Genomic DNA, 20,745 nt, shown 5'->3' on the forward strand with positions numbered 1-20,745 from the left:
GCTGGCCGGCCTGACGCTGCGCGCGCCCGGCGCCTATTACCTGACCTGGAACCGCAATCTCGCGATGGGCGATGCCGTGCGGACGGTCCGGGACTGGATCGTCGGACAGGCCGCCGAAGAGACCGCCGCAGAGACCTCCGACGTGACCCGGACGGCGTGAGTTTTTCTCGACGCGCCGTCGATTTTTTTTCAGTCAGCCCGATCCGCGATCATCCGGTAAGCTGCGCTCGAATGATGGAGCGGCCGGCAGAACGGCCGATGGCCTGAAGCCGATCGTCGGCGAACCGACCAGATCCGTCAATTCCCCACGCCCGCACGGCCTGCAAGCCGCCTTCAATGGACGCCGGCAAGCGGCACGTTGCGCCAAGAATCAACCGACAGGCCCCGCCCCTCCCGGAGCATCGACCATGTTGCATGATGCGGACATCCTCGCAGTCCTGACCGAACGCCGTCCGCTATCCGGCGCCGCACGACCTCGTGAACTCCAAGGTCGCCCACCAGAGCGCCATCGTCGAGAAGGGCAACTGGGCGCTGGTCCGGGAGAACGACCGCGAGAGCCATCACTGCGCCGGCAACCATCCCGCCCTGTGCCGGACCTTCCCGGAGGGCGCGCGCCTGATCGGCAACAGCGGCACCGGCTTCTGCGGACGCTGTCCGGCGAGGTCGACATGGTCCACGGCGGCGGTGTTTCCGACGAGGACATCGCCAAGGGCTGCATCCTCGCCTGCTGCTCCCGCCCAATCGGAAGCGTCAGCCTCGACATTTGACGGACTGGCCCCCTCTGGCGGATCAAGCGATGCTCCTCGTCCGACCGATCGTCTCGTTGCTCGTCGCGGTGTTCCTGATGATGGGCGGCACGGGAGCGCTGACGACGCTCGTCAGCGTCCGCCTGGATGCCGCGGGCGCATCGCCCATCCTGCTCGGCGCCCTGACCGCCGCCTACTATCTGGGGCTGACGATCGGGTCGACGCAGGCATACCGGCTCGTTGGGCAGGTCGGCCATATTCGCGCCTTCAGCGCCTCCGCGACGGTTCTCGTTGCGGCGACGTTGGGACATGCCCTCGGAACCGACCCCCTGGCCTGGATCGCCCTTCGCCTGGTCGAGGGCTGCTGCATGGCCGGCCTGTTCGTCTGCATCGAAAGCTGGCTGAACCAGAGCGCCACGTCCAGCACACGCGGGCGGATCCTGGCCCTCTACATGATCGCCCTTTATGGGGCCCAAGGGGCGGGCCAGTATCTGATGGTCGTCGACGATCCGCACGGCTTCAGGCAGTTCGTCCTGGTGTCGATCCTGATCTCCCTGGCCCTTCTCCCGGTGGCGCTGACCCGCAAGGCCCCGCCCCTCCTTCAAAAGCTGGCGCCCGTCCGCATCGGTCACCTCTATCGCGCAAGTCCGTTGGGATTTGCCGGCACGGTGATCAGCGGGTTGGTGGTCGGCGCCTTCTATGGGCTGGGTCCGGTCTATATCCGGCACCTGGGCTATGATCTCGGCCAGTCGGCGACCTTCGTCAGCGCCGCCATCGTCGGCGGCATGGTCCTCCAGTGGCCGTTCGGGAAGCTGTCGGACCTTCTCGACCGGCGGTTGGTCCTCGTCGGCCTGTTCGCCGCCCTGGTCGTCGTCAGCATCGGCATGACGATGCTTCCGCCGATTGGGTTCCTGCCGCTGGTCGGCGGCATCGCGCTGTTCGGCGGGATCATCTTCGCCATCTATCCGATCTGCGTCTCGCACACCAACGACTTCCTGACGTCGGCCGAGATGGTGCCCGCAAGCGGCGGCATGGTCCTGGGATTCTCGATGGGCGCCATCGCCGGCCCCTTCCTGGCCTCTCTGCTGATGGCAGCGTTCGAACAGGATGGGCTGTTCCTCTACTCGGCGCTGGTGGCGGCGGTCGCGCTGTCGTTCGCGCTCTGGCGCATGACGGTCCGGCCTCCGGTCCCCGTGGATCGGCGCCTCCCCTTCCTCCCACAGACCCCGATAGCAGCCCCTTTGGACGGTTCGACAGCGGACGCTGGTGGAGGGACGGGCCGTGGAGGTGGCGCCTCGGCTCCGAATCAATGGCATCGCACCGACCTGGATGGACACGCCCCTGTGGCGACACCCCCTCCGGGAGGAGGTTGAGAGAACACACGCACATGTCGCGGACACGTGGGCTGGTGACGCAGGCAAGCATCTCCCGCCGGCGTCACCAAGTCGGCGGCGCCCTCCGGCCTCATCGCAAGCCGGAGGGGCCCCGCATGTAGTGGCGTTCGGGCCGGTAGGCCGGCCGGAACCAGGACGGAAAGCGGGCCCGGATCCATGCGCGCAACGCCGCCAGCATGGCTGTTTGCCTCCTTGTGCTCGGTTGCCTCACTTCAGGCCCAACGCCGCGCGCACCGCCGGGGCGGCGTCCTTGCCGTCGCGGGTCGACACGCCGGCCAGCCAGGGGCCGAGGAGGTCGGGATGCGCCTTCAGGTAGCCGGCCGCGGCGTCCTTGGGCGCCTTCTTGTCGTCGGTGATGGCGGCCATGATCTCGTTCTCCATCCCGACGGTGAAGGTGAGCTGGCCGAACAGGCGGTGGACATTCGTGCAGTCGTTGCCGTAGCCGCGCCGGGACAGGGTGTTGACCGTGGTGCTGCCGTAGTTCGGGCCGAAATAGGCGTCGCCGCCGCTGAGATAGGTCATGTCGATCCGGGTGTTCATCGGGTGCGGCTGCCAGCCGAGGAAGACCACCCAATCCTTGCTGCGCGTCCGGCGCAGCGCCTGTGTCAGCATCCCCTGCTCGCTCGATTCGACCAGGGTCCAGCCCTCCAGCCCGAAATCCTTCTTGTCGAGCATGCGCTGGATGTTCTGGTTCGCCGGCGCGCCCGGCTCGATCCCGTAGATCTTCTTTTCGAACCGGTCGCCGAAACGGGCGAGGTCGGCAAAGCTGTGCACGCCGGCATCGGCCACCGCGGTCGGCACCGCCAGGGTGAATTTGGCGTTCTCCAGGTTCGGGCGCACGATCTCGACCGCATTCTCGGTGATCAGCTTGTCGAGGAAGCCGGATTGGGCCGGCATCCAGTTGCCGAGGAAGACATCGATCTGCCCGGTCTTCAGCCCCTGGAAGATGATCGGGACGGCGACCGTCTCGACCTTCTGCTGGTAGCCCAGCGCGCCCAGCAGCGTTCCCGCCACCGCATTGGTCGCGGTGATGTCCGTCCAGCCGGGATCGGCCATCCTCACCGTCTGGCAACTGGCCGGTTCCGCCGCCGATGCCGCCGACACGACCGCGGTCATCCCGATCGCGGCCATCAGGCCGGCCAACGCCTTATGCCTGATCGCCGCACGCCCGATCGCCATTCCGCCCATCGCAACCCCCAGTGCACGCATGCTGCTGTCCCTCCTGTCGGGTGGTGGTGGTCGACGTCCGGTGCGCCGGCGCGCCGTCTCAGTGCGCCGGGGCGCCGGGGCGCGGGAAGCGCGCCATGGCTTCCAGATCGTCGAGATCCAGATGGTTGCGCATATAGCTGGTGCCGGCGTCGGTGAAGGGCTGGAAATCCCAGGGGCGGTGCCGCCCCTGCCGCAGCGCATCGGCCACCAGGAGCCGCCGCTGCTGGCTGGCGACGACCTCCCCGTGCAGGCGCGTCAGGTCCCAGCGCTGCTCCACCTCGGCGCGGTAGCGTCGTACGGTATCGGCCGCCACCGCATCAACGACCGGCTGCTCCGCCCGGTTCACCAGCTCGTCCGGATCGCTGGACAAGTCGTAGAGCTGGTCGGGATCGGCCGGCGAATGGATGAATTTGTCGCGGCCGCGTCGGATCATCACGATGGGGGCGACCGCCCCTTCGGCCAGATACTCGCCGATCACCTCGTCGTGGCCGCCGCTGCGCTGCAGGTGTGGCAGCAGGCTGCGCCCGTCGATCGGCGTCCGCCAGCTTGGCGCCGCCCCGTCATGGGCGAAATCGACCAGGGTCGGCAGCAGATCCATCGACGAGACCGAAGCGGCGACCCGCCCGGCCGGGAACCAGCCCGGCGCCCGGATGATCAGCGGGATGCGGCAGGCGGACTCGAAGAAGCTCATCTTGTACCACAGCCCGCGTTCGCCCAGCATGTCGCCGTGGTCGGACAGCAGGACGATGACGGTGTCCTCGGCCAGCCCGGTTTCCTCCAGCACGCCCAGCAGCCGGCCGATCTGGTCGTCCACATAGGCGACGGCGCCGTAATAGGCACGACGGGCGTTGCGGATCTGCCGTTCGCTGAGCGGCATCTCGTCCATCGCACAGACATGGCGCAGGCGCCGCGAATGCGGGTCCATCGCGTCCGGCGCCAGGGTGACGCGCGGCAGCGGCACCTCCGCGTCGGTGTGGCGGTTCCAGTAGCGCTCGGTGATGGCGTAGGGGTCGTGCGGATGGGTCAGCGACACCACGAAGCCGAAGGGCCGCTCCCGCCGGCCGCGGGCGAGGTCGTACAGCTTGCGCTCCGCAGTGAAGACCACCTCCTCGTCGAAGTCGAGCTGATTGGTGCGCAGGCAGGGGCCGGCGTCGCGCACCGAACTCATGTTGTGATACCAGCTCGGCCGCTCCTCGGGCCGGGTCCAGTCCGGCGTCCAACCGAAGTCGGCCGGATAGATGTCGGTGGTCAGCCGTTCCTCGAAGCCGTGAAGCTGGTCGGCCCCGCAGAAATGCATCTTGCCGGACAGGATGGTCTGGTAGCCGGCCAGCCGCAGGTAATGGGCAAAGGTGGGGACGGCGGAGGGCAATTCGGCGGCGTTGTCGTAGCCGCCGATCGCCGAGGGCAACCGCCCCGACAGGAAGACATAGCGCGAGGGGGCGCAGAGCGGGCTGTTGCAATAGGCGCTGTCGAACACCACTGCGCCGTCCGCCAGCCGGTCGATGTGCGGTGTCCGCACCGTCGGGTTGCCATAGGCACCGAGCGCCTGCGGGATCAACTGGTCGGCCATCAGGACGAGGATGTTGGGACGCCGTGCCATATCCGTCTGCTTCATACCGTTTGTGGACAGACTGTTCGATGAGGATAGAATTCACGCACCCGACAGCGGTCGTGAAGCCCCTGTCTGATCATATCGGTATGAAAGGTGCTCATGGGAAAGGACCGCCTGCCGCCGCTGCGCACCCTGCTTTTCTTCGAGGCGGCCGGCCGGCTGCTCAGCTTCAGCGCCGCCGCCCGCGAGCTTGCCTGCACCCAGTCGGCCGTCAGCCATCAGATCGGCTGGCTGGAGGCGGATCTGGGGACGGCACTGTTCCGCCGCCTTCACCGCGGGGTCGCGCTGACGCCGGACGGCGTGCGGCTCTATGAGGCGACGCGCGAGGCACTGGACGGCATCGGCGATGCGGTGACCCGCATCCGTGACCGGCAGCGGCCGGGCGTGCTGAACGTCGCCACCGATTTCGGCTTCGCCGCCGGCTGGTTGCTGCCGCGCCTCGGTGCCCTGCGCCAGCTTTTGCCCGAGTTGGACGTGCGGATCGTGACGATGCAGAACGCGATCGACCTGCGCCGCGAGGCGGCGGACATCGCCATCACCTTCGGCCACGGCCATTGGCCCGGCTGCGAGGCGGAACTCCTGTTCCCCGAACGGGTCCTGCCGGTCTGCAGCCCCGCCTTCCGGGCGAGCCGCACCCCGTTCGTCGCCAGGGCCGCCGCTGGCACCGCCGCCGACCCGGCCGATCTGGCGTCCCTGCCGCTCCTGCATCTGGAAAGCGTCGGGCCGGCCGCCTGGTTGTCCTGGGGAGACTGGTTCACCCTGCACGGGCTGGCGGTGCCGGCCGGCGGCCAGGACCTGACCTTCAACAATTACCCGCTGGTCCTGCAGGCCGCCCTGATGGGCCAGGGGGTGGCGCTGGGCTGGAGCCCGCTGATCGACGAGCTGATGCGGGACGGGCATCTGGTCGCCCTGCTCGACCGGCCGGTTCAGACGGAACGGGGCTATTTCCTCGTCATCGCCAGCCGGCGGAAGCCGGATGAGCGTCGCGACCGCTTCCGCCGCTGGGTGGTCGAGGAAAGTCGCCGGGACGATGGCCGCAGGGACAGCGATTAGCCGCCTCGCGACGTTCGTGAAATCGGCCCCCCACAAGGCATACATCCCAGAGCCGCCCGTTGAAGCTTTCCACGAAGCCATTCTGCGCTTCTTCAGCCGCCGCGCCTCGGAAACCTCCAGCCCACCATACTTGGCCTTCCAGGTGTAGAAGGTCGCTTGGCTGATCCCATGCCGGCGGCACACACGTCCGCCGGCTTCTGACCAGCCTCCTGCTCCTTCAGCATGCCGATGATCTGCTCCCCGCTGCACCGGCTGCGTCTTACGCGTCCGTCGCCTCCCGATGACGGACGCTCCCCAGTGCTGGAGGAATTATCCGGTTTCAGGTCAGAGCTGCGGCACCCGGCCGTGCAATCCGGAGGTGTGGAGGTCCAGCGTCGGCGTCACCGGACTGTAACGTCGTAGCCGAAATGCTGCTGGCTGAGCTTCGCGATCGTGCCGTCCTTGTTGGCGTCGGCAATCGCCTTGTCGAAGCGGTCCTTCAGCTCGGCATCGGTCTTGCGCAGCCCGACGCCCATGCCTTCACCCAGAACGCCGCGCGTCATGGTCGGGCCGACCAGCGTCATGCTGTCCTTGCCCATGCTGCGGATGATCGCTTCGATCGGCGAGCGGTCACCGAAGATCGCATCCACCCGGCCGGCGGCCAGATCCATGGCGGCATTGTCGATCTTGTCGTAGCTGCGCACCGCCACGTCCGGCAGATGCTTTTCCAGGAAGTCGACCTGGATGGTCGAGGTCTGGACCCCCACCGCCTTACCCTTCAGCAGCTCCGCCAGCTTGGCGAGCGCTGCCTTGCTGCCGGCTTCGTCGGCGAGGTCCAGGCGGTCGGCGCCGAAGGCGGCGCCGTTCAGCTTGGAGGATTTCAACACGGCGAAGGTGGACTGCTCGGTGCCGTAGGGACCAGCGAAGGCAATGACCTTCTTGCGTTCGTCGGTGATGGTCATGCCGGCCATGATGGCGTCGATCTTGCCCTGCTGCAGTGACGGTATCATGCCGTCCCAATCCTGGGCGATCAGCTCGCACTCCGCTTCCATGCGCTTGCACAGGTCCCAGGCGAGGTCGATTTCGAAGCCGACCAGCTTGCCCGACGAATCCATGCCGTTCCACGGGGCGAAGGAGCCTTCCGATGCGATGCGGATCTTCTTCGCGTCCTTGGCCATCGCCAGATCGGCGGCTCCGGTCGCCAGGGCGCCCAGCACCAGCGCCAAAAGGATCTTCTTCATTGGTTTGGATTCCTGTTTTCGTTTGTCCGCTCAGGGCCGGCCCTTGTGATCTGTACCGGCCGCGAAGCGACGGACTTTGGCACATGCGTCCGTCGACCGTCATCCTCGCGAACGCGAAAGTCCCTGCGCTTCCGTGGCGCACCCCCGTTGGCGCGGCGGGAGGCGTCCGGCCATTCCAACAGGCGCCTGCTGACCCGATCGGAAATATTCCGCCAGCAGAGGCCGAGCGACGTTATTATGCTGACCGGAAGCCGATGCCCACAGCAGCATGACTCACAAACAATGGCCGCCGACAATCTCGGAGCGGTTCATTGTTTACCCAACGCCTATCGCGCTCTCCTCGGACTGGCGAATAGAAACCAGGAAGCGCTCGGCCTTTTCCTGCAGAAGGTCGGACTGTTGCACCAGGGTTTTGGCCGCGGAGAGAACCGAGGTCGCCGCGCCTCCGACCTCGGCCGACGATTGGGTCACACCGGAGATGTTGGCCGACACCTCGCCCGTGCCCTGAGCGGCTTGGTTGACGTTCCGGGCGATCTCATGAGTCGCCGCGGCCTGTTCCTCGACCGCCGACGCGATGGTCGAGGCGATCCCGTTCAGTTCGGTTATGGTGCCCCCGATATCGCGAATTGCGGTTTCAACCTCCTTGGAGATTCCCTGAACGGCGGCGATCTGCTGGGCGATGTCACCACTGGCCTGCGAGGCTTGGCGAGCCAGCGCCTTGACCTCGTTTGCCACAACGGCAAACCCCTTGCCATGCTCTCCGGCCCGGGCCGCCTCAATGGTCGCGTTCAAAGCCAGCAGGTCCGTCTGCGAGGCGATGGACTGAATGAGGCCGACGATCTCGCCAATTTTCTGAGCCGCAACCGAAAGCCCCTCGACCGTGGCGTTGGTGCGGCGGGTCTCGTCAACCGCCTTGACGGCGATCTGCGCCGAACGGGTGACTTGTTGGCTGATCTCGCCAATCGATGCGGTCAACTCTTCGGACGCCGCGGCAACCGTCTGCACGTTCGTCGTCGCCTGCGTCGCCGCCGCCGCCACGACGGTAGCCTGTTCGCTTGCGCGGTTGGAGGTGACCGACATCGCCTCGGCCGTCTCCTGCATCTCCGACGCGGCAACCGTCAGGTTGCGGGAAATGGCACCGACACTTTCTTCGAAATCCCGGGCCACGCGGTCCATGGAGGCCCGCTGCTCCTCCGCGGCCCGCCGCTTGTTCTGCTCCTGCTCCTCGCGCAGTTGGTCGGCCTCCTGCGCATTCCTCTTCAGCACGTCCACCGCACAGGCGATGCGCCCGATTTCGTTGCGATGGTCGGTGAAGGGAACCGCCGCCGAACGATCGCCACGGGCCAAGTCGTCCAGCGTCCCGCACAAGACGTGGAGAGGACGGGTAACGCCGCGCCCCAGAAAGGCCGCGCCGCCACCGGTCAGAAGAAGAACCAGCAGACCCGTGGTGCCCAGCTCGATCGCCTTCTTGCGCACCGCCGCGTCGATGTCGTCGACGTAAACGCCGGCCTGGATCGCCCACTGCCACGGCGCGTAGCCGCCGACATAAGACAGCTTGGGCTGAGGCTCGCTGCCGCCACTGCGCGGGACGGAATATTCGGTGAAGCCGTCGCCCCGCTTGGCAAGCTCGACGATGTCGTAGACGAGGCGCCGACCGCTGGGGTCTTTGTAGTCCAGACGATTCACGCCCTCGTTCTTCGGGTTGCCATGGACAAGCGTGATGCCGTCGAACTGGTAGACGCCGTAATAGTCGCCATCACCCCATCTCATCGAGCGCAGAACGCGTTTGGCTGCATCCTGGGCCTGCTCCTGCGTCAGACGGCCAGCCTTCGCTTCTGCATCGTAGGTGGCGACCATCTTTACGACGCTGCCAACCATGTCGCGCAGCTTGTCCTGGCGTTCCGTCAGGATGGTCTGCCTCAGGCCCATGATCTGGTTGATCGAAACTCCGCAAAATGCAACCGCGGAGATCCCGATGATCATGGCCAGACGCCAAAACATCGACAAGTTCTTCATTCCGCATGATCCTGATAGGGGAAGCTTCCGACCGGCGGAGCCTCCAACCGCCGAATAACCTGTACGCGATTAGTTAAGGGAATATGTGAATTATGGTCTTCAATCAATGTGGTTCTTGTTCAGCACAACTCCCGTGTTCGGCTTGGTTTCGCCCACAGCTTGCGTCCGGGAGTAGTGTCGATAATACGAATTTAGCCACCTGGGTAGTGGATGATAACAGAAGAAGGCGGCGCTTTCTCGGCTCTCCTCGCTTATTTCCCGCAAAAATATACAAGTACGGACCTTAGCCAAAGTCCAGCCGAGGTTGAGAGCGTAACGTGACAACAAGACGCATGTGCTGCTGCGCAGGTCGGACATGCGTCCTTATTGGCTATCGCATAATACCATTGACTGTAACCTCCCCCTTTGTTGCAGAAACGAAAGAGGTGGATTGGTTCTAATTATCAAGACACCTGGAAACTCATATCGAATTTTCGAAGCCGGTGGCTCCCGACTGCATTCGCCTGTCGGGGCGCAAAAGCCATCGGGCGCAAGGGAGGGGGCTCCCATGCCCCCGGCAATGAAGGCCGATATCGTTCGCGCTCCAAGCCCCAGACCGGAGTTTCGGGTGCGGCCTGACCTTCGAAACCGAGTCGAGGTGGAGCATGAAGCCTGAAAACAACAGTTCCGGTCGCCGGACGAGAAAAGCTGCGAAGATACTTCTAGGAATCTTCATTGCAGGTGCCGCGCTCAGCGCCACCCTTTTCGTCGGGTTCGACGTCGTGGTTCACGAAACGAAATCGAACGAATTCTGCACATCCTGCCACACGATGCAGGGCAACTACGTCGAGTATCAAGGAACCCTCCACTACCAGAACCGGGTCGGCATCCAGGCCGGCTGCTCAAGCTGTCACGTCCCCTCCAGCGGACCTGAACTGCTGTGGGCCAAGGCCCGGGCGTCGAAGGACGTCCTGCACCAGCTTCTGGGAACCATCGGCACCGAAGAGAAATTCGAAACCGAACGCCATCGCATGGCGGAGTCCGTCTGGAAGAGCATGGAGGCAAACGACTCCCGCGAGTGCCGGTCGTGCCACAACTTCTCGAACATGGATCTGCTGGAACAGCGTCCGGCCTCCCGCCGCTACCATGAGGTGGCGATCAAGGAGCAGACCACCTGCATCACCTGTCACAAGGGCATCGCGCATTTCCTGCCACTGTCGAACGACGGCGATACCGGGGCCTCCAAGCTCCGCGAAGCCGCGAAAAGCGAATCGCCCCAGACGGTGGCCCTCTACGCCATCGAGACGACGCCCTTCTACCTTTCCGCCGACAGCCGGGATGCCAACGACGGCACGCTGATGCCCTCGGCGCCGGTCACCAAGATCGGCGAAGACAAGGGCATGGTGAAGGTGCGCATCGACGGCTGGCGACAGGAAGGCGTCGACAAGATCGCCTATTTCTCGGTCGGCAAGCGCGTCGTCAACGCCGTGATGTCCCAGGATACTGTCGAGCACGCGAAGCTCGGCCAGATCATCGACGACACGGCCAGCGGTCAGAAATGGACGGCGGTCTCCGTCGACGCCTGGATCGAACCGGGCCGCTTGGTCGGCGCACCGAAGCTGATCTGGGACGCTGCGGGCCAACTGTTGCGCAGCAACTGCGGCAACTGTCACGCAGAGCCGGATTTGACGCATTTCACCGCCAACCAGTGGATCGGCGTCGTCCAGTCGATGCAGATCCGGACCGCGATGAACGATGAGCAGAAGCGCTTGCTGATGCAGTACGTGCAGAAGCACGGACGCGATATGGCAGAGAGCGCCGCGCATTGAGAGATGCGGCCGGCTTGGAGATTTGCATTGCGCTTTCCGTGAGCGACAGAAATGGCGCCGGGGACAGGGCAAGCAGCGGAAACGGAGTGCATTATGAAAATCCGCGAGACTGAGGAAAAGATGGATCTGTCCCGGCGCCGGTTGCTGACGGCGTTGGGTGTCGGCGGGGCCGCGCTGCCGATGGCGGCAGGATCCAAAACCGTGCTGGCAGCGATCCGGAACCCGAACCTGCGGGAGGCGGAAGGCATCCTGACCGGCGCCCACTGGGGGCCGTTCCGTGCCGTGGTCAAGGACGGGAAGTTCGTCGAGGCGATTCCGCTCATTCAATCCCCGGCGGATGACATGATCCGGGCCATCCCCGACCAGGTCTATTCCCCGACACGGGTGAAATATCCGCATGTCCGGCGTGGCTTCCTGGAGAAGCGCAGCAAGGGTGATCCGTCTCTGCGTGGACGGGACGAATGGGTTCGGGTCTCCTGGGAGCAAGCGCTGGACATCGTCGCCTCCGAAATCCAACGTGTCCGAACCGAGCATGGGGCAAGCAGCATCCTGGCCGGCCTGTACGGCTGGAAGAGCGTGGGCCTGCTGCACAACTCACGCAATGCCGTCCGGCGCCTGATGTATCTGGGAGGCGGCTGCCAGGGCTATTTCGGAGACTATTCGACCGGTGCGGCCCAGATCATCATGCCCCACGTCATGGGGGCCCTGGAAGTCTACGACCAGCAGACGGTCTGGCCGACGGTTCTGGCGAACACCCAATTCGTCGTCATCTTCGGCGCCGATCCTTACGTCACCCTGAAGAACTCGTGGAATATCCCGGACTTCGAAGGCTACAGCGGGTTCGAAGCCCTGAAGGCAAAGGGAATCCGCATCGTCACGATCGATCCCGTCCATACCGATACCGCAAAGCAACTGAATGCCGAATGGGTGCCGGTCCGGCAGCGCACCGATGTGGCGCTGATGCTCGGGCTGATGCACACCTTGTACACTGAGAAGCTCTACGACCCGAAGTTCCTGAAGACCTATACGGTCGGCTTCCCGGAGATCGAGGCCTATCTCACGGGGAAGGACGACGGCGTGCCGAAAACGCCGGAATGGGCCAGCGGCCTGTGCGGCATTCCCGCCGACAAGATCCGTGGGCTTGCGCGTGAGATGGCTGGCAAACGCACCATGCTCATGGCCGGTTGGTCGATCCAGCGGCAGCAGCATGGAGAGCAGGCCCACTGGATGCTCGTCACCCTGGCGGCGATGCTCGGCCAGATCGGGTTGCCCGGCGGCGGCATCGGCTTCTCGTACCACTACTCGTCGGGCGGTTCGCCGACGGCCCGGGGTGGAATGCTCAAGGGGCTTGGCGCCGGCACCCCGACGGGACCGCTGCCGCCGCCGATCCCCGCCGCGCGGATTTTCGACTGCCTGATGAACCCCGGCAAGACGATCAGCGTGAACGGCAAGGACATCACCTATCCCGACATCCGGATGATCTACTGGGCGGGCGGCAACCCGTTCCACCACCACCAGGACATCAACCAGCTCGTCCGGTCCTGGCAGCATCGTCCCGAGGTGGTCATCGTCCACGAGCCCTACTGGACCGCGACGGCGAAACACGCGGACATCGTGCTTCCCGCCACCACGAGCTATGAACGCAACGACCTGGAAATGGGAGGAGACTACTCGGCCAAGTACATCTTCCCGATGCACAAGGTCATCGACCCGATCGGGGAGTCGCGCAACGACTTCGACATCTGCGCGGACATCGCGGAGCGCCTTGGATACCGCTCCGCCTTTACCGAAGACCGCGACGAGATGCAGTGGCTGAAGGACCTCTACAAGGGGGCCATGGTCGGAGCCCGGGCGTCGCGCGTGGCGCTGCCGCCCTTCGAGCTGTTCTGGAAGGCCGGCGACTACGTCGAGTTCCCAATCCCGGACAGCGCCAGGAAATGGGTTCGCCACGGCGACTTCCGCGGCGACCCGCTTCTGAACCCGCTTGGCACCCCGTCCGGCCTGATCGAGCTGTACAGCAAGAAGGTGGCCGGCATGGGCTATGCGGATTGTGCCGGCCATGCGAAGTGGTATGAACCGATCGATTGGCACAAAAGCGAGCGCGCCAGCCGGTATCCGCTGTCGCTGATCAGTTCCCACCCGGCCCACCGGTTGCATTCGCAGCTTGGAAACGCACCGTCCCTGCGAAAGAAATACGCGGTCGACGGCCGGGAGCCCTTGCTGATCAACACGCAGGATGCCGCCGCCCGCGGCATCAAGTCCGGCGACGCCGTCCGGGTCTTCAATGACTTGGGGCAGGTGCTCGCCGGGGCCGCCGTGACGGACGACATCATGCCTGGTGCGGTTCGTCTCGCCGAAGGCGGCTGGTACGACCCGGCCGAGCCCGGCGTCGCCGGCTCGCTCTGCAAGAACGGCAGCGTCAACGTTCTGGTGAGGGATATCCCAACCTCCGGCCTTGCGATGGGAAACTGCGGACAATCGGGCATCGTTCAGGTCGAGCGCTATGTGGGTCCTGACATGCCCGTTACAGCATTTGATGTGCCGAAGGGGGCCGTGAGCTGAGGGCGCCATCGCCCCGGTACCGCAAGCGTTACATGGATTACTGAGGACGCTGGCGTTGCGCTCCTGGAACACCCGTTCCGGGAGCGCAATTTCCTCGGTGAGCCGGCGCAACGCCAAGGCGGCCAAGCGCTTCGGCGTCGCCACCATGCGCTCGACCGCGCGCGCGACCACGTCGCCAATGGGCTGGACTTCGAGCCCCATGCTTGGTCCGAACGCTGCGAATTCAGCCAAAGTCCAGCCTGGTCATTCACGGTGCCTCAGCCCCGACGATCAGTCCGTTCAGCCCACGGTATAGCCACCATCAACCACCAACTCGTGGCCGTAGATGTTGCTCGCCTGATCGGAGGCGAGGAACAGGGCGGCGTCGGCGATGCTCTCCGGTGCGCCGAACGCACCCGGGAACAGGCGAGCGGTGACGGTGGAGGCCACTTGGCCCAGCACGTCCTCGGGCAGGCCGACCTTGCCCCAAATCGGCGTCGCAATTGGACCCGGCGCGACGGCGTTGACGCGGATGCCCTGCGGTGCCAGCTCCGCGGCCAGTGTCTTGGTTGCCGAGGTCAGCGCAGCCTTGCTGGCGCTGTAGATCGCCAAACCGGGGAAACCCACCTGCGCCAGGAAGGTGGTCACAAAGACGATCGAGCCGCCCCGCCGCATGTGCGGCAGGAACAGACGTGCGGTCTGGAGGGCACCAACGAAATTCACGGAGAACTGCTCGTGGATGGCATGCTCGTCGCTGTCGGCAAAGGACACCACCTTGGCGATTCCGGCATTCGGCACCACAACATCAACCCCACCGAAGCGCTCGACCGTTGCCTTTACCAAGCGCTCCAGATCTGCGTGTGCGGTGACATCGCCGGGCACCACGAGGACTCGATCCGGCGCCTTGGCAGCAAGGTCCCGCAGGGCGTCGGCATTGCGCGCGAACACAGCGACCTTGGCACCCTCCGCCAGATAGCGCTCGACAATAGACTTGCCGATGCCGCTGCTGGCACCGGTGACGACGGCGATCTTGCCATCCAGACGTTTCGTCATGACGTGCAGCTCCCAAAGGTGTGGACCAAGATGATCCTGGCACGCCAAGATCCATGACCGGACTTGTATGGTCCTTGATCGTAGTCAAGCTGCCCATTGCAGAAGAGGATCTTGGTTGGCCGACAAATCGACACTGTCAAGCTTCCCTGTTCTGTGGATCGGCGTCCAGCTACAGCCATACAGATCAACGTGCGAGGGGCAAAAGTCCGGGCCGTCAGGCGGGAACTGAGCGCATCCTGACGAGATCGGGCACGTACGGCGCTTGCACTCCCGGCACGCCGAGCCGATGGCGGAGGAACCTACCGCTGTTCACCGGCTTGGGGCTCGGTCTTCGGCCCCATGCCGCCGGGCCGGATCGCCGGCCGGCCCGGCACGCCCTTGAGCGCGGCGACCTCCGCCCGCCGATCCGCGACCGCCGGCTTCAGGGCCGCGTTGTCCGCCAGCAGGCGTTCGGTCAGGGCCTCAAGGTCGCCGCGCGACAGGCCGGAAAGAGAAACACATGTTCGGCTGAAGTCCGTCCCTTCCCCCGCGCTAAACCCGATCAATGCGTCCCGCATAGCAGCCGGGCTTGGCGAAATGCGCGTGAATGTAGGCGACGCGGTCGTTGGCGAACAGCCGGACGATCGTCCCTTCCATCTCGTGGCCGTTCGCGAGCTCGGCGTCGACCAGAAGGTGGTCGCGGTCGAAAGCCCGCAGCGACATCGGCCGGCTACGGAAAGCCTCGGGGATCTCACCGACACGGTCGTACGTGTCATGGGCGCCGTCGCGCACGAAGATCGCGTAGTTCGACTGATAGGGAGTGTTGGCCGGCTGATGCGTGTAATTGAGCAGGAGCACGGCCTCACCCGGCGCCGCGTCGCGCAACTCGACACGGTCGGGGAAGTGGCCGTCATCACCGACGACGTATCGGATGACCCCGGCCTTGCGCAGTTCGATGTCCGACAGGCCGTAGAGATGACGGAACGGTTTGGCACTGAGGCCGGTGACGCGGAACGACATGGCGAACTCCCGTGATTGAATTGCTGCAGGCACCCCATCTCGCACGCTTGGCGACACGCCGCATCCCGGTTCTTGCGCTGAAATCCACACACGGTATCGAGCGGCCGGGAGCGACCATCAGCCGGCTGGAACGGTGTTGGTGCATGGAGAGGGGGCCGGTCAAAGTCCGACACCGCTTGGCTCCATTCAACCTCCAGCCATTCCGCCGCGTGCCGGCCAACTTTGCAATAGAGCGGTCACGCTTACGCTTCATTCATTGGTTGGTGGGATGCTTGACGAGAGTGGGAAGCTCCCGAGAGCGTGACCTTAAGATGAACATCTTTGATCGCCTGTTCGGACAGGGAAAGAGCACGAAGCCCTACCCGACGCAGGGCCGGGAAAGCTCTGCCTCTCCCTCTGACGATGAGGGGGCGGGGGACTCCGCTTTCGAAGCGAAGCAGGATGAGTTCTTGCATCGGCTGCGCAATGTTCTTTCTGATCGCGGAGATGTCATTTCCGGCCGGCTGCATATGATCGGGTTGGAAAAGGTCAAGCCATCCTTCGGCGCCCGCTGGCCTCAGGTGGCCGACAAGGCGCACGAGATCGCCAAGCTCGCCATCGAGCGGCGGCTCAATCCCACCGACCTCTACACACGCTTCGGCGACCTCAGCTATCTGCTGGTGTTCGGCAACCTCGGCCGGGCCGACGCGCAGGTGAAATGCGCGCTGATCGCCCGCGAGATCGCCGAGAAGCTGCTGGGCACACAGGCGGCGGCCAAGCTGATGCAGGTCAGCTGCGTTTCCATGAAGGAAAATGGCCGCCTGATATTCGAGGACCTCGGCGACCTCGACGCACTGGTCAGGGAATTCGAAACCCGTTGGGCCGAGCAGAAGGCCGTGGAGAACGACGTTCAGCGGGCCGCCCTCCAGTGGGTCACCGAAGAGGATATGGAGCGCTCCTGGGAGGTTTTGGCCAAGCAGATCGGCTACATCTACCGTCCCATGTGGACTGTCCGCTCGCAGGCGGTGACCACCTACCATTGCCTGCCGACGCGGTCCGGCGAGGACGGCGGTATGCTGGTCGGCTACGACGTCATCCCGCGGGATGCCCCGCCGCGCTTCATCCCCAGGCTTGACGGGCTGCTGCTGCGCAAAGCCGCGCAGGAGCTGACGTGGCTGCGAAACGCCGACAAGCCGCTGCTGCTGGCCATCCCCGTGCATTTCGAAACTTTGGCGCGGACCCGCAGCCGCGTCGCATACATCAACGACTGCCACGATATCCCCGAGGAGTTGCGGCGCTATCTGGTCCTGGAACTGGTCGGTGTCGAGGACGGCATTCCGTCCGGGCGACTGATGGAATTGACGTCGGCTTTGTGCGCCGAATGCCGCGCCCTGCTGATCCGCCTGCCGATCGGCTTCACGGATTTCGACGCGGTCGGCAAGACGCAGGCCACCGCCTGCGGGCTCGCGGTCGATGAGCCGACCATGGCCGAAGCGCTGCTGTTCAAGGAGTTCAACCGCTTCTGCGAAGAGGCGGAGCGCGTGCACAAGCAGAAGTACGTGCACGGCCTGAGTTCACCCAGCTTGCTGACCGCGGCGCTCGGAGCCGGATTCGACTATGTGGACGGCGAGACCGTCGCCTCGGTGACGGAACAGCCGGAGGCGGCGCACCGCCTGGGGCTGGAAGGTATCTTCTTCCGACCAGAATCGACGACGGAGAATGAAGCATGAAACGTCTGCTCGTGGTCGACGACGACGCGATGGTCCGCGCCACCGTCCGGCAGATGGCCGAGGACGAGGGCTTCTCCGTGGTTGCCGTCACGTCCGGCAAGGCGGCGCGGGAAGCCTGCCGGCGTGCGCCCTTCGATGTCGCGGTGGTCGATGTGATCATGCCCGACGAGGACGGAATCCGGACCATGACGCTGCTGCGGCGCGAACACTCCGACCTCGCCCTGATCGGAATGTCCGGTGGCGGCCGCACCGGTAATTTCGAACTGCTGAAATTGTCGGAGCGGGCGGGCGCCGATGTGCTGCTGCGCAAGCCCTTCGATCACGGCGCCTTCGCCGAAGCGGTGCGCAATGCGGTTTTGGGCCACCGGAACCGTCCAAAGGATACCGTCCCATGATCTCTCCGGCCGCCGCGGAACGCTTCGCCCACCTTCTGGAGACGACAGCGGGAGGTATGATCGACGAACCGCTGCTCGACACCGGCGGTCTGTGCGCCGCACTCGCGGCTGACCTGCGTGCGGGCGGGACGAACGCGATCGCGCTCCTCCACGCCGGCGGTGCGCCGTGGCGGGGGTCCGGGGTGCCCCTGGCGACGCACCTCGCCGCCCTGAAGCGCTGCCGGGAAACGTGCCGCCACCTGCTGCGCTCCGGCGGCTTCGCCGCACCCGACCGCGACAGTCTCGATGACGCCCTCATCCATGCGTTCGACGCGTTGGAACTGGAGAGTTGCACGCACGGGGCCGGGTCAGACGGGATGGAAGCGTTCGTCGGTCGCATCCGTCACCTGCACATGCTGGGCGCCATGGCCCGTCCGCTGGGTCATGAGATCAACAATCTGCTGCAGCCGGTCATCGGCATGGCCTTCTCGGTGCGCCGCAAGTTTCCGGCGGACTCGGCCGAGGCGCGCAACCTTACCCTGGTCTTCGACGCCGGCAAGCAGGCCAGCGCCGTCGTCAACGATCTGCTGGGGCTGGCGCGGCAGCGGGGCGGCGCACCGCGGCCGGTCGATCCCATGGCGGAGGTCCAGCGGGCCGTCGCATTGCTGCGCTTCCGACCGCAGCCGGGGGTAGCCCTGCACACCTTTCTGGCATCGGAGACAGCCAGTGTCATCCTGCCGCCGGGAGGGCTGACGGAGATCGTCTTGGAACTCGCCATCAACGGCCTGGAGGCGATGGCGCAGACCGGCGGAGCGCTCACCATCACGCTGAAGGGCGGGGACGGCACAACCATCCTGGAGGTGCAGGACACCGGCCCCGGCATGACGCCGGAGGTGCTGACCCGCTGCCGGGAGCCGTTCTTCACCACCAAGCCGTCGGACCCCTGCGCCGGCCTCGGCCTGACTGTGGTCCAGGGCCTTGCCGACGCCGCGGGCGGGGCGCTGGAAATCGACAGCGCCGCAGGCGGCACCACCTTGCGGGTCATCCTGCCTGCTGCGACGGAAGGGAAGCCATGACGATGCCCTGGCCGGTTCGATGGAGCAGCCCATGAACACCGATCGTCCCGCCGCGGACGGGGCCACCCCGCCCTCGACGATCCTGATTGTTGACGACACGCCGCAGAATCTGCTGATCCTGGGCGAGCTTCTGCAGCCGTATTACCGTGTCCGGGCCGTCAATTCCGGGGAGCGGGCCCTTCGTGCCGCGCGCAGCGAACCGCGTCCCGACCTGATCCTGCTGGACGTGATGATGCCTGTGCTGGACGGGCACGACGTGCTGCGCCGCCTGCGCGCCGATCCCGCAACCTGCGGCATCCCGGTGATCTTCATCACCGCAATGGACGCGACCCGGGACGAGGAACTGGGCCTGTCGCTCGGCGCCGTGGACTACATCACCAAGCCGATCACCCCGGCCATCGTGCTGGCACGCGTGCGCACCCACCTTGAACTGAAGCACGCCCGCGACCGGCTGGCTCGCGAGAACGATTGGCTGGAAGCCGAAGTGGCGCGGCGGATGAGCGAGAATCTGCTGATCCAGGACCTTGGCATCCGCGCCCTTGCCTGCCTGGGCGAGGCGCGCGACAACGAGACCGGGCTCCATATTGTCCGCACGCGGAGCTATGTCGAGGTGTTGGCGCAGCATCTGGCCGGGCACGCGCGATTCCGGGATGCTCTTGCCGGCCCGCTTCTGGACATGATCGTCAAGGCGGCCCCCCTGCACGACATCGGAAAGGTCGGCGTACCCGACGCCATCCTGCGCAAGCCCGGCCGTTACGATCAGGCCGAATTTGCGATCATGAAGGAGCACCCCAAGATCGGGGCCGACGCCATCGAAAAGGCGATGAGGGACACCCTGGCCAGCGCCGACGACGCGGCGGTGGAGCAGGCTTCGGGCGCCTTCGCCTTCATGCGGGTCGCCCAGGAGATCGCCCTCCGCCACCACGAGAAATGGGATGGCAGCGGTTATCCCTCGGGGCTGGCGGGCGACGCCATCCCGGTGTCGGCCCGCCTGATGGCGCTGGCCGACGTCTTCGATGCGCTGATGTGCCGGCGCATCTACAAGCCGGCCATGGGCCTGGAGGAAACGACCCGGATCATCATGCAGGGGCGCGGCACGCATTTCGATCCCGATGTGGTCGACGCCTTCCTGGCCTGCCGCGAGCGCTTCGCCGACATCGCCCGGCGCTTTGCCGATCCCGAGACGGACATGACGGTCAAACCTCAGAGTGGAAACGCAGTGAGTCGCGAATGAACACGATCAACGGACGGAATCGGTCCATGGCGTCGCCATGGGGTATCGCCGCACGGATTTGTTCGTCATGTGGGCTGATGCTGCTGGCCGCGGCGATGATCGCCGCCGGACCGGCCGTCGCACAGCCGCCGCCGACCACAGCCAGGTTCGCAGAGGTGCCCGCGACCCCTGAGACGCTCCGCGACCTTCGGGACGGAGGGTTCACACTTTTCCTGCGCCACGGACCGAGCGACACCTCGCGTCCCGACCGGGTTCCGCAGGTCGATCTCGCGGACTGCTCGACGCAACGTCCCCTCAACGATGAGGGGCGGGCGATGATCGCGACGGTGGGCGAGTATCTGCGGCAATTTTCCATCCCCGTCGCCACCGTCCACGTCAGCCCGCTGTGCCGCGCCAAGGAGAGTGCCGCCTTGGCGTTCCCCAGGCACCAGGCCGTCATCGTCGTGCCGAACCTGATCTATACGGCCAACATGACGGCTGCCCAGAAGCGCCCGATCCTGGCGGAGACCCGTCGTCTGCTGTCCACCCCGCCGCCGCCGGGAAGCAATTCGCTGGTTCTCGCGCATGGTCCCAACCTGATGGACCTGATCGGCTACTTCCCCAAGGAAGCGACCCTGGTCATCTTCCGCCCGAAGGGGAACGGCGCCATGGATTACGTTGCCAGCATACCGGCTTCCCGATGGCTTGAACTCGCACAGTAG

Annotated in this window: 16 protein-coding genes and 1 pseudogene; 9 read left to right on the forward strand and 8 right to left on the reverse strand. The window is 65.4% G+C overall.

Annotated features, from left to right (window positions below; genetic code table 11):
- Nucleotides 1-796 precede the first annotated feature (796 nt).
- Nucleotides 797-2,119, forward strand: a complete 1,323-nt coding sequence (locus tag TSO352_RS15595) for an MFS transporter (protein WP_247872122.1) — start codon at nucleotides 797-799, stop codon at nucleotides 2,117-2,119.
- Nucleotides 2,120-2,347: 228 nt separating this feature from the next.
- Here the strand turns inward: TSO352_RS15595 and choX are convergent, their stop codons facing one another.
- Both choX and betC read right to left on the reverse strand, forming a co-directional pair.
- Entirely contained in the window at nucleotides 2,348-3,349 is a 1,002-nt protein-coding gene (gene choX / locus TSO352_RS15600) for a choline ABC transporter substrate-binding protein (protein ID WP_247872123.1), read from the reverse strand.
- Nucleotides 3,350-3,407: 58 nt separating this feature from the next.
- Entirely contained in the window at nucleotides 3,408-4,949 is a 1,542-nt protein-coding gene (gene betC, locus TSO352_RS15605) for a choline-sulfatase (protein WP_109108194.1), read from the reverse strand.
- Nucleotides 4,950-5,060: 111 nt separating this feature from the next.
- Between betC and TSO352_RS15610 the strand changes: the two genes are divergently transcribed.
- The gene (locus tag TSO352_RS15610) at nucleotides 5,061-6,014 is read left to right on the forward strand and encodes a LysR substrate-binding domain-containing protein (protein ID WP_109108195.1); all 954 of its coding nucleotides are present in this window, start codon (nucleotides 5,061-5,063) and stop codon (nucleotides 6,012-6,014) included.
- Nucleotides 6,015-6,104: 90 nt separating this feature from the next.
- Here TSO352_RS15610 and TSO352_RS15615 read toward each other — a convergent pair.
- The 3 genes and pseudogenes from TSO352_RS15615 to TSO352_RS15625 all read right to left on the reverse strand — a co-directional run.
- A pseudogene (locus TSO352_RS15615) lies at nucleotides 6,105-6,238 on the reverse strand (transposase); the annotation flags it as partial.
- A 156-nt stretch (nucleotides 6,239-6,394) separates the two neighbouring features.
- A complete protein-coding gene (locus TSO352_RS15620; RefSeq protein ID WP_109108196.1) occupies nucleotides 6,395-7,234 on the reverse strand; it encodes a transporter substrate-binding domain-containing protein in 840 nt (279 codons plus the stop codon).
- Nucleotides 7,235-7,549: 315 nt separating this feature from the next.
- Nucleotides 7,550-9,250, reverse strand: coding sequence for a cache domain-containing protein (locus TSO352_RS15625; RefSeq protein WP_109108197.1), 1,701 nt, complete (start codon nucleotides 9,248-9,250; stop codon nucleotides 7,550-7,552).
- A 644-nt stretch (nucleotides 9,251-9,894) separates the two neighbouring features.
- Between TSO352_RS15625 and TSO352_RS15630 the strand changes: the two genes are divergently transcribed.
- Nucleotides 9,895-11,058 carry a NapC/NirT family cytochrome c gene (locus TSO352_RS15630; RefSeq protein WP_109108198.1) on the forward strand — a complete coding sequence of 388 codons (1,164 nt, stop codon included), beginning with the start codon at nucleotides 9,895-9,897 and terminating at the stop codon, nucleotides 11,056-11,058.
- A 93-nt stretch (nucleotides 11,059-11,151) separates the two neighbouring features.
- On the forward strand, nucleotides 11,152-13,620 hold the full coding sequence (gene torA, locus TSO352_RS15635) for a trimethylamine-N-oxide reductase TorA (protein WP_109108199.1): 2,469 nt from the start codon (nucleotides 11,152-11,154) through the stop codon (nucleotides 13,618-13,620).
- Between the two features lie 279 nt (nucleotides 13,621-13,899).
- Here torA and TSO352_RS15640 read toward each other — a convergent pair whose 3' ends face one another.
- The 3 genes from TSO352_RS15640 to TSO352_RS15650 all read right to left on the reverse strand — a co-directional run bounded on the left by TSO352_RS15640 (nucleotide 13,900) and on the right by TSO352_RS15650 (nucleotide 15,651).
- A complete protein-coding gene (locus tag TSO352_RS15640) occupies nucleotides 13,900-14,652 on the reverse strand; it encodes a glucose 1-dehydrogenase (RefSeq protein ID WP_109108200.1) in 753 nt (250 codons plus the stop codon).
- Between the two features lie 299 nt (nucleotides 14,653-14,951).
- Nucleotides 14,952-15,197, reverse strand: coding sequence for a hypothetical protein (locus TSO352_RS15645; RefSeq protein ID WP_146210765.1), 246 nt, complete (start codon nucleotides 15,195-15,197; stop codon nucleotides 14,952-14,954).
- A complete protein-coding gene (locus tag TSO352_RS15650; RefSeq protein WP_109108202.1) occupies nucleotides 15,184-15,651 on the reverse strand; it encodes a DUF1203 domain-containing protein in 468 nt (155 codons plus the stop codon). Before TSO352_RS15650 ends, TSO352_RS15645 begins: the two co-directional genes overlap by 14 nt.
- A gap of 311 nt (nucleotides 15,652-15,962) precedes the next feature.
- Between TSO352_RS15650 and TSO352_RS15655 the strand changes: the two genes are divergently transcribed.
- Genes TSO352_RS15655 through TSO352_RS15675 form a run of 5 tightly spaced genes read left to right on the forward strand, consistent with a single transcriptional unit; the run spans nucleotide 15,963 to nucleotide 20,745 of the window.
- On the forward strand, nucleotides 15,963-17,360 hold the full coding sequence (locus tag TSO352_RS15655) for an EAL domain-containing protein (protein ID WP_146210766.1): 1,398 nt from the start codon (nucleotides 15,963-15,965) through the stop codon (nucleotides 17,358-17,360).
- Nucleotides 17,357-17,755 carry a response regulator gene (locus tag TSO352_RS15660; RefSeq protein ID WP_109108204.1) on the forward strand — a complete coding sequence of 133 codons (399 nt, stop codon included), beginning with the start codon at nucleotides 17,357-17,359 and terminating at the stop codon, nucleotides 17,753-17,755. The genes TSO352_RS15655 and TSO352_RS15660 overlap by 4 nt, the downstream gene beginning before the upstream one ends.
- Nucleotides 17,752-18,810 carry an ATP-binding protein gene (locus TSO352_RS15665; RefSeq protein ID WP_109108205.1) on the forward strand — a complete coding sequence of 353 codons (1,059 nt, stop codon included), beginning with the start codon at nucleotides 17,752-17,754 and terminating at the stop codon, nucleotides 18,808-18,810. Before TSO352_RS15660 ends, TSO352_RS15665 begins: the two co-directional genes overlap by 4 nt.
- Before the next feature lie 19 nt (nucleotides 18,811-18,829).
- On the forward strand, nucleotides 18,830-20,044 hold the full coding sequence (locus tag TSO352_RS15670; RefSeq protein WP_109108206.1) for a two-component system response regulator: 1,215 nt from the start codon (nucleotides 18,830-18,832) through the stop codon (nucleotides 20,042-20,044).
- On the forward strand, nucleotides 20,041-20,745 hold the full coding sequence (locus tag TSO352_RS15675) for a histidine phosphatase family protein (RefSeq protein ID WP_199231606.1): 705 nt from the start codon (nucleotides 20,041-20,043) through the stop codon (nucleotides 20,743-20,745). Before TSO352_RS15670 ends, TSO352_RS15675 begins: the two co-directional genes overlap by 4 nt.

It is taken from the genome of Azospirillum sp. TSO35-2 (assembly GCF_003116095.1).
GTDB lineage: Bacteria > Pseudomonadota > Alphaproteobacteria > Azospirillales > Azospirillaceae > Azospirillum.